Here is a 16,074-nt window from a genome sequence, read left to right as displayed (position 1 = left end):
CACTGACAACCGCACGGGTTCAGGGTCCGATGATGCGTCCGGTCAGCACGAGTCGCCGACCACCAAGATCCCGGTAGCAGGCGCGGCCGATTCGCCCGGGCCGGCCCGCACCGCGCCGAGGCGCCAGGTGCCGCCCGATGACCGGTTGACGTCGATCATCCAACCGATCCGCGACGACACCGTGCCACTGCGCGATCCGATCGACGTCGTCAAGGCCGCCTTGGACGGCACACCGCCGCCGAAGCTACCCCCGCCGCCACCGCCGCGCAGCGGGGGTCCGGCAGGCCCGCCGCCGTCGAAACCACCGAGCTTCTCCCAGCAGATCAGCTGGAAGTGGGTGCGGCGCTCGCTGTACATCGCGGCCGGGCTGCTGGTCGTGTTGCCGATGATCACCTTCGGTATGGCCTACATGATCGTCAAGGTGCCGCAACCCGGTGACCTCCGGACCAGCCAGGTGTCGACGATCCTCGCGAGCGACGGCTCGGAGCTGGCGAAAATTGTTCCGCCGGAAGGCAACCGGGTGGACGTCAACATCGACCAGATTCCGGTGTCGGTGCGTAACTCGGTGATGGCCGCCGAAGACCGGGATTTCTACAGCAATCCGGGGTTTTCGCTCTCGGGCTTCGCTCGGGCGCTCAAGAACAATCTCACCGGGGGCGACCTGCAGGGCGCCTCGACGATCACCCAGCAGTACGTGAAGAACGCTTTGGTGGGCGATGCCCGCTCGGGTATCGGCGGCGTGGTGCGCAAGGCCAAGGAACTCGTCATCTCGACGAAGATGTCGAGCGAGTGGTCCAAAGACCAAGTGCTGCAGGCCTATCTGAACATCATCTATTTTGGCCGCGGTGCGTACGGCATCTCGGCGGCCTCGAAGGCCTACTTCGACAAACCGGTCGAACAGCTGACCGTCGCCGAGGGTGCCCTGCTGGCGGCGCTGATCCAGCGGCCGTCGACGCTGGATCCGGCGGTCGACCCCGACGGCGCGGCCCGGCGCTGGAACTGGGTGCTCGACGGCATGGTGTCGATGGGTGCGCTGTCCAAAGAGGAACGCGCCCAACAGGTCTTCCCGCCGACGGTGCCGCCGGATCAGGCTCGCGCCGCCAGCGTCACCACCGGCCCGAACGGCCTGATCGAACGCCAGGTCACCAAGGAACTTCTCGACCTGTTCAACATCGACGAGCAGACCCTGAACACGCAGGGACTGCAGATCACCACCACGATCGACCCGCAGGCGCAGCAGGCGGCCGAGAACGCGGTGACGAAGTATCTCGACGGGCAGATGCCCGACATGCGCTCGGCGGTCGTGTCGGTGGATCCGAAAACCGGTGGGGTGAAGGCCTATTACGGTGGCTCGGACGCCCAGGGCTTCGACTTCGCCCAGGCCGGGTTGCCGACGGGGTCGTCGTTCAAGGTGTTCGCCTTGGTGGCGGCCCTGGAGCAGGGCATCGGGCTGGGCTATCAGGTCGACAGCTCGCCGGTGACACTCAACGGCATCACGATCACCAACGTCGAGGGTGAGGGCTGCGGTGTCTGCAATATCGCCGAAGCGCTCAAGCGTTCGCTGAACACGTCGTACTACCGGCTGATGCTCAAGCTGAAGAACGGACCCAGCGACGTCGCCGACGCCGCGCACAGCGCCGGGGTCGCGGAGAGCTTCCCGGGTGTCGACCACACGCTGTCCGAGGACGGCAAGGGTGGACCGCCCAACAACGGTGTTGTGCTGGGGCAGTACCAGACTCGCGTGCTGGACATGGCGTCGGCGTACGCGACGCTGGCCGACTCCGGCGTCTACCACAAGCCGCACTTCGTGCAGAAGGTCGTCAACTCCCGCGGCGAGGTGCTCTTCGATGCCAGTACCGCCGACAACAATGGTGAGCAGCGCATCCCGAAAGCCGTGGCCGACAATGTGACCGCGGCCATGCAGCCGATCGCGGGCTGGTCCAACGGGCACAATCTGGCCGGCGGGCGCGCCTCTGCCGCCAAGACCGGAACCAATCAGCTCGGTGATACCGACGCCAACCGGGACGCGTGGATGGTCGGCTACACCCCGTCGCTGGCGACGGCGGTGTGGGTGGGCACCACCGACGGCACCCAGGCTTTGGTGAACAAGAACGGTGGCCAGGTCTACGGTTCGGGTATCCCGTCGGACATCTGGAAGGCGACGATGGACGGCGCCCTGAAGGGCACCGACAACGAGACGTTCCCGAAGCCGACCGAGATCGGCGGCTACGCCGGTGTCCCGGCCGCTCCGCCGCCGCCACCTCCGCCGCCGTCCATACAGGTCATCCAGCCGAGTATCGAAGTGGCGCCGGGCATCACGATCCCGCTCGGCCCGCCGACCACCATCACGGTGCCCGCCGGTCCGCCGGGTGCGCCGGTGCCGCCGGGCGTGCCCGGGGCGCCGGAGCCCGCGCCGGTCGGCGGCGGTGACCCGAACGTACCTCTGCCGCCTCCGCCGCCGTGATCGAGGGCGAGAGCCACGGCCGCGCCACGGTGTCGCCGCAACCGCTGGCGGCCGACCTGCGCAGTGCGGACGACCGCGACAAGCCCAGCCGCAATGACACCTTGGGCGCTGCGCTCTCGGAAGTGGTCGGCGGCCCGGTGGGTCGGCACGCCCTGATCGGCCGGACGCGGGTGTTCACCCCGCTGCGCGTGATGTTCATGATGGCGCTGGTGGTACTGGCCCTGGGCTGGTCCACCAAGTCGCCCTGTCTACAAACGGTCGGGACGGGGCCGCCCGATCAACGGGTGGCGAACTGGCAGAACCAGCGCGCCTATTTCGAGCTGTGCTACTCCGACACGGTGCCGCTCTACGGCGCGGAGTTGTTGAGCCAGGGGCGTTTTCCGTACAAGTCGAGCTGGATCGAGACGGACTCCAGCGGCCGGCCGCAGTTCCAATACGACGGCAAGGCCGCCGTGCGCTACATGGAGTATCCGGTGCTGACCGGGGTGTATCAGTACGTGTCGATGGCGTTGGCCAAGACCTACACCGCGGTGGCCAAGATGATCTCGCTGCCGGTGATCGCCGAAGTGGTGATGTTCTTCAACTTCGCGGCATTCGGCCTGGCGCTGGCGTGGTTGACGACGGTATGGGCGTCGTCGTGGCTGGCGGGCCGACGGGTCTGGGACGCCGCGCTGGTCGCGGCCTCACCGGTGCTGGTGTTCCAGGTGTTCACCAATTTCGATGCGCTGGCAACGGCTTTGGCGATCGGCGGGCTGCTGGCATGGGCCCGGCGAAGGCCGGTGCTGGCCGGGATCTTGATCGGGCTCGGGGTTGCCGCCAAGTTGTATCCGGCGCTGCTGTTGCTGCCGCTGGTGGTCCTGGCGATCCGCAGTGACCGGATGCCGGATGCCGCCAAGACGGTGGTGGCGGCGGTCGGCGCCTGGTTCGTCGTCAATCTGCCTGTGATGGTGCTGTTTCCGCGCGGCTGGTCGGAGTTCTTCCGGCTCAACTCGCGCCGCGGTGACGATATGGATTCGCTGTACAACGTGGTGAAGTCGTTCACCGACTGGGGTGGCTTCGATTCGAACCTCGGGTTCTGGGAGCCACCGGTGATCCTCAACACCGTTGTCGCGGTGTTGTTCCTGTTGTGTTGTGCGGCCATCGCCTACATCGGGCTGACCGCGCCACAGCGGCCGCGGGTGGCGCAGCTGGCGTTCCTGACGGTGGCGGCGTTCCTGTTGGTGAACAAGGTGTGGAGCCCGCAGTTCTCGCTGTGGCTGGTGCCGCTGGCGGTGTTGGCTCTGCCGCACCGGCGAATCCTGTTGGCGTGGATGACCATTGACATGCTGGTGTGGGTGCCGCGGATGTTCTACCTGTACGGCGAAGGTAACAAGGGCCTTCCTGAGCAATGGTTCACCGCGACGGTGCTGCTGCGCGATCTGGCGGTGATCGGGCTGATGGTGTTGGTGGTCCGCCAGATCTACCGGCCCGAGCTGGATCTGGTGCGCTGGAACGGCCGGGTCGACGATCCGGCCGGGGGAGTGTTCGACGGCGCCGAAGATGCGCTCCCGCAACGGTTTCCGCGGTGGCTGCGCCCGCGTGTGACGGCTGTGGATCCGCCCGAAGAGCAAGAAGAGGCACCGGATGCAAGTCGCGATAGCACTGTTCCCGCGTAATACCGCGCTGGACGCGATCGGCCCCTACGAGGTGCTGCAGCGGATCCCGTCGATCGACGTCGTCTTCGTCGGGCAGCAGCGCGGCGAGGTGCGCAGCGACAACGGCATGCTGGGGCTGACCTGCGATGCCACCTTCGACGAGGTCACCAAGCCCGACGTCCTGGTGTTCCCCGGCGGTATCGGCACCCGCACGCTGATCGAGGACGTCGCGGTGCTCGACTGGATCCGCGAGGTGCATCGGCACACGGTGTTGACCACCTCGGTGTGCACCGGCAGCCTCATGCTCGGCGCGGCCGGCCTGCTGACCGGGCTGACCGCGGCCACCCACTGGCGGGCCACCGAACTGCTGGAGTCGTTCGGGGCGATCTACACCCCGGAGCGCGTCGTCGAGCATCTGCCGGAGCGCATCGTCACCGCGGCGGGGGTGTCCAGTGGCATCGACATGGCGTTACGTCTGGTCGAACTGCTGGTCGGACCGGACGCCGCACGGGCCAGCCAGCTGATGATCGAGTACGACCCGCGGCCGCCGTTCGACGCCGGCTCGCTGGGCAAAGCGTCGGATGCCACGGTGCAGCTGGCCTTGGAGTACTACGGCCGGCGGAGCTGATTTCGCTGATCAGCCTGTGCTCCGGTAACCTGTCCAGGTTGCCGACGCAGGCGACCCTTCTGCCACGGATTCACCGTGGCCGCTACGACCATAGGAGGTGATGAGGTTCCCATGCGTCCATACGAAATCATGGTCATCCTTGACCCCACTCTCGACGAGCGCACCGTTGCCCCGTCTCTGGAGACGTTCCTGAACGTCATCCGCAGTGACGGCGGTTCGGTCGACAAGGTCGACATCTGGGGCCGGCGCCGCTTGGCCTACGAGATCGCCAAGCACGCCGAGGGCATTTATGCCGTCGTTGATGTAAAGGCCGAACCGGCCACCGTGTCCGAGCTCGACCGTCAGCTCAACCTGAACGAGTCGGTGCTGCGGACCAAGGTGATGCGGACCGACAAGCACTAGTCACTCAGTGGATAAAGCTCGCCGCGCGTCGGAGCTAGTAACTAGGCTCGCGGTGAATCCATCCGCCTATGCCAGGAGGACCTTGTGGCCGGTGACACGACCATCACCGTCGTCGGAAATCTGACCGCCGACCCCGAACTTCGGTTCACCCCGTCCGGTGCAGCCGTCGCCAACTTCACGGTGGCGTCCACACCGCGCACGTTCGACCGTCAGACCAACGAATGGAAAGACGGCGAGGCGCTGTTCCTGCGCTGCAATATCTGGCGTGAGGCGGCCGAGAACGTGGCGGAGAGCCTCACCCGCGGCTCGCGGGTGATCGTTCAGGGCCGGCTCAAGCAGCGGTCCTTCGAAACTCGTGAGGGTGAGAAGCGCACCGTCGTCGAGCTCGAGGTCGACGAGATCGGTCCGTCGCTGCGCTACGCCACCGCCAAGGTCAACAAGGCCTCGCGCAGTGGTGGCGGGGGCGGCGGCTTCGGCGGAGGCAGTGGCGGCGGCGGGGGATCCCGTCCGGCGGCGGCCAGCGAGTCCGGGAATGACGATCCGTGGGGCAGTGCCCCGGCGTCGGGTTCGTTCGCCGGCGGCGACGACGAACCGCCTTTCTGACACCTAGCGAAAACCTTTGCGCGCCACGGGCGCGCCACCTGAAGAACGAAAGAGATTGACCCATGGCCAAGACCAACAAGCGGCGTCCGGCACCGGAAAAGCCGGTCAAGACCCGCAAGTGCGTGTTCTGCTCGAAGAAGGGGCAGGACATCGACTACAAGGACACCCAGCTGCTGCGTACCTACATCAGCGAGCGCGGCAAGATCCGCGCCCGCCGGGTGACCGGTAACTGCGTGCAGCATCAGCGCGACATCGCGATCGCGGTCAAGAACGCGCGTGAGGTTGCCCTGCTGCCGTTCACGTCGGCGGCACGGTAAAGAACGGAAGTATCGAGATGAAGCTGATCCTGACCGCTGAGGTCGACCACCTCGGCGCTGCCGGTGACACCGTCGAGGTGAAGGACGGGTACGGCCGCAACTACCTGCTGCCGCGCGGCCTGGCCATCGTGGCCTCGCGTGGTGCGCAGAAGCAGGCCGACGAGATCCGTCGTGCCCGCGAGACCAAGACCGTTCGCGACCGCGAGCACGCCGATGAGATCAAGGCCGCGATCGCAGCCCTGGGCTCCGTCCAGCTGCCGGTGAAGTCCTCCGCGGAGGGCAAGCTGTTCGGCTCGGTGACCGCCAACGACATCGTCACGGCGATCAAGAAGGCCGGCGGCCCCAACTTGGACAAGCGCACCGTGCAGCTGCCCAAGGCTCACATCAAGGCGACTGGCGCCCACACCGTCGGTGTGCATCTGCACCCCGAGGTGAACGTCGATCTGACCGTCGACGTCGTCGCACAAAGTTAGCCATACACGTCAATTCCCCGGGTGGCGGCCGTTCGCGGTCGCTCTCGGGGAATTGCTGTATTTCTGGCGAACACATTCGGCCAAGGCTCGCTCAGCTAATCTAACCGGCCGTTAACCTTGTGCATAACCTCCGGCAACACAACACGCCCGAGATCGCAACCGGGGCCGACACGCCGGTCAACTTGCCATCCACAACGCCCACCAGGGCCTATCCTGCTCTCAGCTGGGCAAACAACCCGAAATTGGTCAGTGATCCACAGGTTCTCCCCAACCCCTCAACACGACTTTCCCCAGCTATCCACAAACCACTAACAGGTTGATGAACAGGCCCGGTTTGCGAGGGCTCCAGCAACGTCTAGCGTGAGCCGTCGGCGGTGCCGGTCATCATCGTCGCGACGCGTACTTGTCGGGGGTATGGGGTAGACCTCCGACTACGTATCGAACATGCGTTCGGTCGATCTAGGCGGAGGTGGGGATTACCTAATGGCGGTCGTTGACGATCTCGGGCAGCCCGGGATGGACAGTCCTCCTCCGTCGGAGGACTTCGGTCGCCAGCCTCCCCAAGACATTGCCGCCGAGCAGTCGGTGCTGGGCGGCATGCTGCTGTCCAAGGACGCGATCGCCGACGTGCTTGAGCGGCTCCGCCCGGGCGATTTCTACCGGCCCGCACACCAGAACGTCTACGACTCGATCCTGGACCTCTACGGGCGCGGTGAGCCCGCGGACGCGGTCACCGTGGCGGCCGAGCTGGATCGCCGGGGACTGCTGCGGCGCATCGGCGGGGCGCCCTATCTGCACACCCTGATCTCCACGGTGCCGACGGCCGCCAACGCCGGGTACTACGCGGGCATCGTGGCCGAGAAAGCGCTCCTGCGGCGCCTCGTGGAGGCCGGCACCCGGGTCGTGCAGTACGGCTATGCCGGCGCCGAGGGTGCCGACGTCAACGAGATCGTGGACCGCGCGCAGGCGGAGATCTACGACGTCACCGAGCGGCGGACCGCCGAGGACTTCCTCCCGCTGGAAGACCTGTTGCAGCCGACGATGGACGAGATCGACGCCATCGCCTCGCAGGGCGGTATCTCCAAGGGTGTGCCGACGGGCTTCACCGAACTCGACGAGCTGACCAACGGGCTGCATCCGGGCCAGATGATCGTGGTCGCGGCGCGGCCCGGTATGGGGAAATCGACTCTGGGACTGGATTTTATGAGGTCCTGCTCGATCAAGAACCGGCTGCCCAGCATCGTGTTCTCGCTGGAAATGAGCAAGTCCGAGATCGTCATGCGACTGCTCTCGGCCGAGGCGAAGATCAAACTTGCCGACATGCGATCGGGCCGGATGACCGACGACGACTGGACCCGTTTGGCGCGGCGCATGAGCGAAATCAGTGAAGCACCTTTGTATATCGACGATTCGCCGAACCTGACGATGATGGAGATCCGCGCGAAAGCCCGTCGGTTGCACCAGAAAGCCGGCCTGCGGCTGATCGTTCTCGACTACCTGCAGCTGATGACGTCCGGCAAGAAGGTCGAGTCGCGGCAGCAGGAAGTCTCGGAATTCTCAAGGCAGATCAAGCTTTTGGCGAAAGAGCTGGAAGTCCCGGTAGTCGCGATGAGCCAGCTGAACCGCGGTCCAGAGCAGCGGACCGACAAGAAACCAATGTTAGCTGATCTACGTGAATCGGGTAGTATTGAACAGGATGCGGACATGGTGATTTTGCTGCACCGTCCCGATGCCTTCGAAACTGACGACCCGCGCGGCGGTGAAGCCGACTTGATTGTCGCGAAACACCGTGCAGGACCGACCCGTACAGTCACCGTCGCGCATCAGCTGCATCTGTCGCGGTTCACAAACATGGCCAGGTAACCGACCGTGCCTTTCGCCGCCGAATCACGAATTCTACGTGCCGACAACGGCGGTCAGGTGTTGTTTGGCGAGCTATTGCAGAGCGGTGAGCACCCGTTGGTGTGGACTCTCGATCAGCGAAAGCGACTCGTGGCGCAACCGATGTCGGAGATGCTGCTGAGCGGTCGCAGAGAGGTGTTCCGCCTGCGACTCGCGTCGGGGCGTGAAATCGCGTCGACGAGCGCGCAGCAGTTCATGACGTTGGACGGTTGGTTGCCGTTGGGGGAGTTGGCCATTGGGGATCGGGCCGCTGTAGCGCGGCGGGCACCTGAACCACGCGGTGGGCCTCGAATGCCCGACGCAGAGGTAATTCTGCTTGCGCACATGATCGGTGACGGATCCTGCGTCAAGCGGCAACCTATCCGCTACGCGAGCATTGATGAGGAGAACCTGGCAGCGGTCGCTACGGCCGCGCGGCACTTCGGCATCACCGCGATTCGTGATGACTATCCAGCAGCTCGGGTGACCACGCTCCGCTTGCCTGCTCCTTTTCATTTGACGCACGGCAAGCGCAATCCCATCGCAGCGTGGCTGGATGAGCTCGGCCTGTTCGGAAAACGGAGCTACGAGAAGTTTGTTCCAACCGAGATATTCGCGCAATTTCACACCCAGATCGGCCTGTTCTTACGGCACCTCTGGGCGACAGACGGACACGTCAGCTGGGACGCGAGATCGAAGATCGGCCGGTTGTACTACGCCTCTACCAGTCGACGACTGATCGACGACGTTGCGCAACTGCTGCTTCGCGTGGGGGTGTTCTCGCGGATCAAGTGTGTGCAGAAGGCAGGCTATCGAGATTTATGGCACCTGCACGTCTATGGCGCGGAGAATCAGCTGCAATTTTTGCGTCATGTCGGTGTACATGGGGCGAAGGACGCGGCAGCCGAGGTATTAGCCGCCAAGCTCGAAGGTGTACGACGAAATACGAATTTGGATACCATCCCGAAATCGGTATGGACTGGCGTCCAGAGCAGGTTGGCTGACAAGCACCTGACCCACCGGGACTTCGCCGCCGCTGTGAATACCAAGTACTGCGGCTCGACGCTGTGGAAGCACGCGCCGAGTCGTGGTCGGCTGCACAACACCGCGATCGTCCTCGAAGACCGCCAACTCCACGACCTCGCCACCAGCGACGTGTTCTGGGATGAAATCGTGGAGATCACGAGCATCGGACACCAAGATGTCTACGACTTAGCAGTCGACGGCGCCGACAGCATCGTCGTCCAGGGCATCTTCGCGCGTTCTGGCTGAAGTCGGACGCGCGGATGAGGCTGCGCGAACCCTATGGGCCTCACTTGGGCGAAAAAGCGCGAAAAGCGTCGTACTCCGGGGCCATTATCGATTCTCCAGACCGCAGATGCAGCGACCGCGGGTAGCGATATTAAAGCATCATCGTGCAGCGCGGTTACGGTCTCCCAAGATCCGCTCCCGAGGGAATCTAGTGTGCCGCTGGGCGATCCAGCCCGACTACGCCTCACCCAAACTAGGCCGGTAATCAGCCGCCTCGGCCTCGGCAGCAAGCAATGCGCCCAGCTCACCCTCCTGCTGGGAAACAAACACGCCGATCACCTGCCGGCATACCTCCGGCACGCTCACCCCACGCATATCCGCAATACGTTTGAGCCCGAGCAGCATTGACGTAGACACGTGAAATTGCACAGCGAACTGACCGCACGAACCATCGTCGGGTGGCAACCCCGGTCCCACGACCACGGGTTCATCCACCCCGTACTCGTCTACCTCGGCACGCCGAGCTCGCTCAACAGCCCCACCACCACCAACGCCGTCGCCCGGATCCGGGAACTCCGCATGACTGAACAAACTCATTCCGCCCACGCTAGACCTCGCAGAATGCCAAGTTCGCCAACCAAGCGGCGCCGTTCGCATGACCAGAAAGAAACGGCGGGATCATCGGACCCGTGGGCAGTCGAGTTGAGGAATCTGCCGGCGCATAGCCTTTATCGATGCCACGCAAACTCAGTGACGAAGAAGTTGAGGCGTATCTGGATAGCCGCCCGGGCTGGGCGATACTGACCACCATCGAAAAGGATGGCTTCCCGCACTCCGTACCCCTCGGGTACTTCCGCCTCGGCCGCGACATCGTCTTGGGTGTGCGAGATGGCACGCGCAAAATCGCCAACATCGAACGCAACCCGAACGTGAGTATCTTGCTCGAAGATGGCTCCACCATGGCAGACATCCGCGGCGTGATGCTCCAGGGCCGGGCCCGCATCGTCCGCGAACCGGGCGAGGCACTCGAGCTCGCGAGAGAAGGTGCGCGGGCGCGCGGGGTGCCAGAGTCCGATTGGCCCGCCGCTGCAAGACCGGGCGCCGCCTACATCCGCATGACACCCGTTCGAACTGTGTCTTGGGATTATGGAGATTCGACGTCGGACCACGCTTCGTCCGGCGGCTGAATCGTCGACCAACCGGTCCGCCGAACTTGTCGGAGGGTGCGCGCATGCTGAGGGCATCCACGACGAAGGGGACCGCGATGTGCTGGCACTGCGACAATCCGCACGGCTCCATCGAGGAGTACCTGGAGGAGCTCCGAGCGACGATTCAGGACCACGGCTGGGCGGTTCAGTACGTGGAGAGCGACAAGCGACCGTTGGCGTACACCGTCGGCTTGCACCGTCGGGGTCTCCCCGAACTGTTGATGACCGGCCTGACTGCCGATGTCTCCTGTCGAGTGCTCAACTCGATCGCGCACATGATCGTCGACGACGGCGTCGAGCTTGCGCCGGCGATGCATATCGACTTCCAAGATCGGTTCGTCATGGAGGTGGCTGAGGTGGAGCACCCCGATGTCCACATGAGATTCGCCGTCGACCTCTTCGGACCGAAATTTGCTGCGCTGCAATTGGTATGGGCCGACGACCGGGGGCGCTTTCCGTGGGAGGCGGGGTGGGGCCATGGCCGTCGTCGTCAGCCCGTCTTGGGACCGCGTGCGGACTGGCCGAACTCAGCTGCCTGAACCATGGAGAGATCAGGTCTGTGGTTGTCCGCCGACATGTGGGAGCGCACGCCGGGCATTCTCGGACGTCACGCGACGCCAATCGGTACTGGGATCCGCGTCCAAAGCGGCGACCTGCTTGCCGACCCCGAATTCCGGCGTCCAACAGAAGTCGCTCCCGTAGAGGATGCGGTCACTGCCAACCACGTCCCGTAATACCGCCGCTTGCGTCGGCATCGGATTCCCGGCGAGGTCGAACCAGAAGCGGCGCAACTGGTCCTCAGTCCTCAAGGGCCCCGGCGGATCGCCGTTCGGCGCCGGCCACACGCTGCGGAACTGCTCGATGCGCGCCGCGAAGAGGGGTAGGGCGGCGCCGCAGTGGGGTATCAAGAACCTGATGTCGGGGTAGCGGTCGATAACGCCCGCAAAGATCAAATCGGTGATCGTGCGCGTGGTTTCGAACATGAACTCGATCATCGGACGCGGCCGGCCGAGCGAGACGGCATCGGCGTCAGGTGGCGACGTCGGATGAACGAAGACGATCGAACGGCGCTGGTTCAGACATTCCCACAGCGGGTCGAGCGCGGCATCGCCGAGGTATTGCCCGCTGTGATTGCTCATGAGGATGACCCCGGCCGCCGCATGAGAATCAATCACCCGGGCGGCCTCGACGATCGCAGCGTCAACGTCGGGTAGCGGGAGGGATGCGAAGAAGGAGAAGCGCTCGGGATGCCCGGCGACGGTCTTGGCGGCGAAGTCGTTGACGTGTCGCGCCAGTGCGGGTGCGTCCGCTTGGCCTGCGAAAGACACCCCCGGTGAGGACAGTGATAAGACTGCGTGGCGAATCCGGTTGTCGTGCATCACGGCCAGTTGCTTGTCGATACTCCAGGAGGGCCACAGGGGCATGCCGTCGGGATGCTCGATCCCCGACGTAATGGCGGCGGCGACATACTCGTCGGTCAGAAAGTGCGCGTGGACGTCAACCAGCTCAGAACTGCGCGATGCATTCACCATTTCTCCCAACCAGGATTTCGCAGCCGACCACGGATTCACGACGAACGTGGTGAAGGCCCCAGTATCGTCGCGCGAACCCAGGCCTATGACTACCACCTGGTGGAGGACCAATCCGCGCAAACTGACAACGGGCGTTGCCAGAAGGGCGCGCCCGCGATAGCGTCAATTTCATGACGGTGACTGGCGAGCGCCCGGAGATCCTCCTCGAGGACGTCGACTTCAACCGACGCGACCACCCTGACCGCCCGCTACGGCCCATCCCGCCCGGTCGTGACCACTTCGCCGATCAATGGCGTGACATGCGCCAGTTCATCTTCGGTGAGTGGATCGACATCGAAAAAGAACTCGAACCCAGCGACCTCACCCGCATCCGCGACGACTACTTCTGGCAGCGCGACGACCTCATGGACGGCGCCGTCGACGTCTTCGAGCGCGTCGGCTATGAGCAGGGCCGCGCATTGTTCGAGCAGGCGCTGACCAAGGGCATCGATACGCTCGACGATCCGCCACAGGAGTTGGTCGACCTCTTCGAGCATTTGGACAACCTGCCCGCCCAGTTCGATCTCGTCTCCGCCGAACGAGGCCGGATGCTCGCAATGTCGAGCACGTTCTCCGCCACGACGATCATTCGTGGATGGGCGTTCTACGAGACGGCGATGACCGGAGACATCTCCGCAGCCACCGGCGCCACCGGCCGATTCGCCGACGACGGTCCGCGCCGCTTCATCGAAACCGCAAGGGTATTCGCCGAATTCACGCTCCCGGACATCTTCGACCGCCAGTCGGAGGCGTTCCAGGACGTCGTGCGGGTGCGGTTGATGCACGCATTGGCCAGTAAGGGATTGCGCCAGAAGTGGGGTGACGACGTCTACCTCAAATTCGGCGAACCGATCCCCGTGACATCGCTGCTGGGGTTCGGCAGCGGCATGCTGCTCGGCCGCCTCGTCGACCACGCGTTCGGCCGCAAGCTCACCCCGCAGCAGCTCGAAGACCTCACCGAGTACTCGTCGTTCTCCGGCCGGCTCTGGGGCGCACCCGAAGCGCTCCACTCCAACAACGGCCTCGAACTGATCAAATCGCTGAATTACGTTCTCGCCCGGGGCGGTAACCCGTCACCGTGGCGGGCGCAGCTCGTCGATGCCATCGCCGGTCCTGTACATCTGACGACCTTGACGGATGCGCTTCCCGACCTCGTGAAGAAAGTCGTAGCCCGGCATGTCAACCAGATCACGGCGACCGTCGCGTTGGCGCCGGCAGGAGTCGTCTTCGGGTACAAGCAGATCGAGGCGATGGTGGCCGGCACCCTCTTCGAGCCTCTCGGCTACAACTTCGAACGACGGATCCGCTACCTGACGGCCTTCACCAGGCTCAACGTCGGCATCGCCATGGTGGCCGACCGAGTCCCGTGGTCGAACCCGATCCGTGAGGGCAGGAAGAAGAGCGGCGCGGCAGCCCGCGAGCGGATCGCCATGCTGAACAAGATCGCCCGCGGCAAGCACATCCCGCTGACCTTCAGCCACCATGACCGTTCGACCGCAGGTGAGGGCTTCACCGGCTAGTCCCCGGGACAGATGCGGGCCACGCCCGTACTACGATCGAAGTTCATGACGGAAGAAGCACCCCAACCTGGGCAGACGGGCGAGATCCCTCCGCTCGATCCCGTTGGCTCTGGAATTCTTCCCCCCGTCGAGGACCGGGTGCGTAAACGGTTTGGGCTCCTCGAACGGTTGGCACCTTGGGTGGGATCACGGTGGGCTGTCGAATTGTGGTGCACCCCACCGATTCTCGAGTCTGCACTGCGCATGCCTCCGGGTGTGCCCCCGGGTAAGCCAGTAGAAGCGTTCTGGGATGGTCATCGGGTCGTCGGTGAGGAGTGGGGCGACGGGCCGGCGATATACCTGGTGCACGGCTGGGGCGGACAGCGTCCGCATCTGGCCATGTTCGTCAAACCGCTGGTCGAGGCCGGGTATCGGGTCATTGCGTTCGACCTGCCCAGCCATAACGAATCCGATCCAGGTGCGCTCGCTCCCGGGCGCACCACAGCCACCGAGTGCGCCGACGCGATTGCGGCCATGATCGAGACTCACGGGCCCGCCCACGCGGTCGTCGCTCACTCGCTGGGCGCGAACGCGACCGCATTGGCGGCGGCCGACGGCGCTCCGGTCGGACGTCTGGTGTTCTTCGCCCCGATGGCTGATTTTCCGCTCTACCTCGACCTGTTCGCCGCACGCCATGGCTTCGGCCGCCGTATCCGCGCGGGCCTACACCGTCGGCTGGAAAAGCGCATCGACATGCAACTGCACGAAACGAACATGACGAACGTCGGTCGACGAGCCAACTATCCGCCGCTGCTGCTCATCCACGACCCCGACGACCCGGACAGCCCCTATGCCGCTACGGAGCGGCTGGCCGCGTCATGGCAGGGTGCGCGACTTCTGACGACCAAAGGACTCGGCCGACTGGCCCACTACCGAGTCCTGCGCCACCGCCCCGCGATCAACGCCGGCGTGGAGTTCATCGGCGACCGACCTGGCCAACTAGACAACCCAGGAGCCAGTTCGTAGCCTGTCGAAGGCCTGTATGGCCACAACAGACCCCGACAGCGAAGGATCGCGGTGCGCCCCACACCTCGGCGAGCAGCGGTCAGTGTGGCGGCTGGTGTCGCGGTGCTCGCTGCGTCGGTGGTGCAGAGCGTCCGGGCCGACCCGGCGACCGACGCGCTGGCCCAGCTCAACGAGCTGTCCCGTCAGGCGGTGCAGACGCGCGAGGCCGTCACCGCTGCGCAGCGAGAAGTCGACACAAGACTGGCCGAGCAGGCCGCGGCCGAGCAGCGACATGTCGCGGACCTGGTCGCCATCGGCACCGCGAACACGGAGCTCGTGTCGTATCAAGCCGCGGTTGATCGCCTCGCCGCGACGACGTACATGAGTGGAGGTACCGGCCAGTTCGTGGCAGTGCTGACCGCAACCTCCACCCAAGATCTGATCGACCGGCTGTCCATACAGAAAGGGATCGCCGGTATGACGGCCGATCAGATGAAGGCTCTCAACGCAGCAAGGGATCGTGCTGCTGCCGCCGCCGACGCTTCAGCGGCATCGGCTGCCGAGGCTCGTATCGCAGCCGCGCGGGCGGCATCGGTGCGCTCAGATCTGCAGACCAAGTGGAGCGACCTGCAGCGGCAGATCCTCGCCGCCGAGGCGCACTATGCGGCGCTGACACCACAGCAGCAGGCGATGGTCGATACCGCCGCGGCAGCCCCGCCGGCGGCGCAACCGCCCGCCGACGCAGCCCCCTCTCTTCTCGCCGCGATGCCCGTCGACATCCCGGAGGCTTTGCCGGTCGGAGTCGCGAATGAGGCTGGGCTGCAGGCCAATACCGTCACTGCGGCCCGCGCCATCAGTGCGCAGTTCCCCCAGATCGCCGAGATCGATGGAGTCCGGCCCGATCCGAAGCCATGGCATCCGCGCGGCTTGGCGATCGATGTGATGATCCCCAACTCCGGGACCCCCGAAGGCATCGCGCTCGGGGATGCGATTCTGGGGTTCGTTCTGAGCAACGCGGGCAGGTTCGGCTTGCAGGACGCGATCTGGCGCGGCACGTATTACACGCCGGGCGGACCCGCGGGATCGGGCTACGGTCACTTCGACCACGTTCACGTCACCACGACGCCACGCGGCTGAC

At 64.9% G+C, this 16,074-nt stretch carries 15 protein-coding genes and 1 pseudogene; 14 read left to right on the top strand and 2 right to left on the bottom strand.

The features are described 5' to 3' along the window. Positions 1-67: 67 nt before the first annotated feature. From EV580_RS15280 to EV580_RS34635, 9 genes and pseudogenes are all read left to right on the top strand, one after another. Positions 68-2,464 (top strand): transglycosylase domain-containing protein, encoded by a 2,397-nt coding sequence (locus EV580_RS15280; protein WP_166654743.1) that lies wholly within the window; start codon positions 68-70, stop codon positions 2,462-2,464. Continuing rightward, entirely contained in the window at positions 2,464-4,119 is a 1,656-nt protein-coding gene (locus EV580_RS15275; RefSeq protein WP_133692259.1) for a glycosyltransferase family 87 protein, read from the top strand. Before EV580_RS15280 ends, EV580_RS15275 begins: the two co-directional genes overlap by 1 nt. Then, complete coding sequence (locus tag EV580_RS15270; RefSeq protein ID WP_133691993.1) at positions 4,088-4,726, top strand: DJ-1/PfpI family protein; 639 nt, start codon at positions 4,088-4,090, stop codon at positions 4,724-4,726. Before EV580_RS15275 ends, EV580_RS15270 begins: the two co-directional genes overlap by 32 nt. Before the next feature lie 111 nt (positions 4,727-4,837). Next, complete coding sequence (rpsF, locus tag EV580_RS15265; protein ID WP_036342207.1) at positions 4,838-5,128, top strand: 30S ribosomal protein S6; 291 nt, start codon at positions 4,838-4,840, stop codon at positions 5,126-5,128. 84 nt (positions 5,129-5,212) lie between these two features. Beyond that, entirely contained in the window at positions 5,213-5,731 is a 519-nt protein-coding gene (locus EV580_RS15260) for a single-stranded DNA-binding protein (RefSeq protein ID WP_133691992.1), read from the top strand. A gap of 62 nt (positions 5,732-5,793) precedes the next feature. After that, a complete protein-coding gene (gene rpsR / locus EV580_RS15255) occupies positions 5,794-6,048 on the top strand; it encodes a 30S ribosomal protein S18 (protein WP_005142196.1) in 255 nt (84 codons plus the stop codon). Between the two features lie 17 nt (positions 6,049-6,065). Then, a complete protein-coding gene (gene rplI / locus EV580_RS15250; RefSeq protein ID WP_133691991.1) occupies positions 6,066-6,521 on the top strand; it encodes a 50S ribosomal protein L9 in 456 nt (151 codons plus the stop codon). Between the two features lie 483 nt (positions 6,522-7,004). Beyond that, on the top strand, positions 7,005-8,384 hold the full coding sequence (gene dnaB, locus EV580_RS34640) for a replicative DNA helicase (RefSeq protein WP_133691990.1): 1,380 nt from the start codon (positions 7,005-7,007) through the stop codon (positions 8,382-8,384). 15 nt (positions 8,385-8,399) lie between these two features. Then, positions 8,400-9,656, top strand: a pseudogene (locus tag EV580_RS34635) (LAGLIDADG family homing endonuclease); the annotation flags it as partial. A 234-nt stretch (positions 9,657-9,890) separates the two neighbouring features. Here the strand turns inward: EV580_RS34635 and EV580_RS15235 are convergent. After that, entirely contained in the window at positions 9,891-10,250 is a 360-nt protein-coding gene (locus EV580_RS15235) for a hypothetical protein (protein ID WP_133691988.1), read from the bottom strand. Between the two features lie 137 nt (positions 10,251-10,387). Here EV580_RS15235 and EV580_RS15230 point away from each other — a divergent pair, with 137 nt between their 5' ends. Together EV580_RS15230 and EV580_RS15225 are read left to right on the top strand one after the other, a co-directional pair. Then, positions 10,388-10,840, top strand: a complete 453-nt coding sequence (locus EV580_RS15230; protein WP_133691987.1) for a pyridoxamine 5'-phosphate oxidase family protein — start codon at positions 10,388-10,390, stop codon at positions 10,838-10,840. Positions 10,841-10,884: 44 nt separating this feature from the next. Then, positions 10,885-11,400 (top strand): DUF4262 domain-containing protein, encoded by a 516-nt coding sequence (locus EV580_RS15225; protein ID WP_133691986.1) that lies wholly within the window; start codon positions 10,885-10,887, stop codon positions 11,398-11,400. A gap of 12 nt (positions 11,401-11,412) precedes the next feature. Here EV580_RS15225 and EV580_RS15220 read toward each other — a convergent pair whose 3' ends face one another. Further along, complete coding sequence (locus EV580_RS15220) at positions 11,413-12,390, bottom strand: amidohydrolase family protein (protein WP_286171569.1); 978 nt, start codon at positions 12,388-12,390, stop codon at positions 11,413-11,415. Between the two features lie 173 nt (positions 12,391-12,563). On the opposite strand from EV580_RS15220, the gene EV580_RS15215 reads away from it, so the two are divergent. The 3 genes from EV580_RS15215 to EV580_RS15205 are packed head-to-tail and all read left to right on the top strand — an operon-like array spanning position 12,564 to position 16,073. Further along, entirely contained in the window at positions 12,564-13,952 is a 1,389-nt protein-coding gene (locus tag EV580_RS15215) for an oxygenase MpaB family protein (RefSeq protein WP_133691985.1), read from the top strand. 45 nt (positions 13,953-13,997) lie between these two features. Continuing rightward, a complete protein-coding gene (locus tag EV580_RS15210) occupies positions 13,998-14,957 on the top strand; it encodes an alpha/beta fold hydrolase (protein WP_133691984.1) in 960 nt (319 codons plus the stop codon). Positions 14,958-15,008: 51 nt separating this feature from the next. Next, positions 15,009-16,073 carry a coiled-coil domain-containing protein gene (locus tag EV580_RS15205; RefSeq protein WP_133691983.1) on the top strand — a complete coding sequence of 355 codons (1,065 nt, stop codon included), beginning with the start codon at positions 15,009-15,011 and terminating at the stop codon, positions 16,071-16,073. Position 16,074 lies beyond the last annotated feature (1 nt).

This window comes from Mycobacterium sp. BK086 (genome assembly GCA_004362315.1).
GTDB lineage: Bacteria > Actinomycetota > Actinomycetes > Mycobacteriales > Mycobacteriaceae > Mycobacterium.
This window is presented reverse-complemented; position numbering and strand designations above follow the sequence as displayed.

Bases quoted from the DNA above. Each gene is read 5' to 3' on its own strand.
- dnaB (WP_133691990.1), top strand. From the start codon at position 7,005: ATGGCGGTCGTTGACGATCTCGGGCAGCCCGGGATGGACAGTCCTCCT.
- EV580_RS15270 (WP_133691993.1), top strand. From the start codon at position 4,088: ATGCAAGTCGCGATAGCACTGTTCCCGCGTAATACCGCGCTGGACGCG.
- EV580_RS15225 (WP_133691986.1), top strand. From the start codon at position 10,885: ATGCTGAGGGCATCCACGACGAAGGGGACCGCGATGTGCTGGCACTGC.
- rpsF (WP_036342207.1), top strand. From the start codon at position 4,838: ATGCGTCCATACGAAATCATGGTCATCCTTGACCCCACTCTCGACGAG.
- EV580_RS15235 (WP_133691988.1), bottom strand. From the start codon at position 10,250: ATGAGTTTGTTCAGTCATGCGGAGTTCCCGGATCCGGGCGACGGCGTT.
- rplI (WP_133691991.1), top strand. From the start codon at position 6,066: ATGAAGCTGATCCTGACCGCTGAGGTCGACCACCTCGGCGCTGCCGGT.
- rpsR (WP_005142196.1), top strand. From the start codon at position 5,794: ATGGCCAAGACCAACAAGCGGCGTCCGGCACCGGAAAAGCCGGTCAAG.
- EV580_RS15230 (WP_133691987.1), top strand. From the start codon at position 10,388: ATGCCACGCAAACTCAGTGACGAAGAAGTTGAGGCGTATCTGGATAGC.
- EV580_RS15210 (WP_133691984.1), top strand. From the start codon at position 13,998: ATGACGGAAGAAGCACCCCAACCTGGGCAGACGGGCGAGATCCCTCCG.
- EV580_RS15215 (WP_133691985.1), top strand. From the start codon at position 12,564: ATGACGGTGACTGGCGAGCGCCCGGAGATCCTCCTCGAGGACGTCGAC.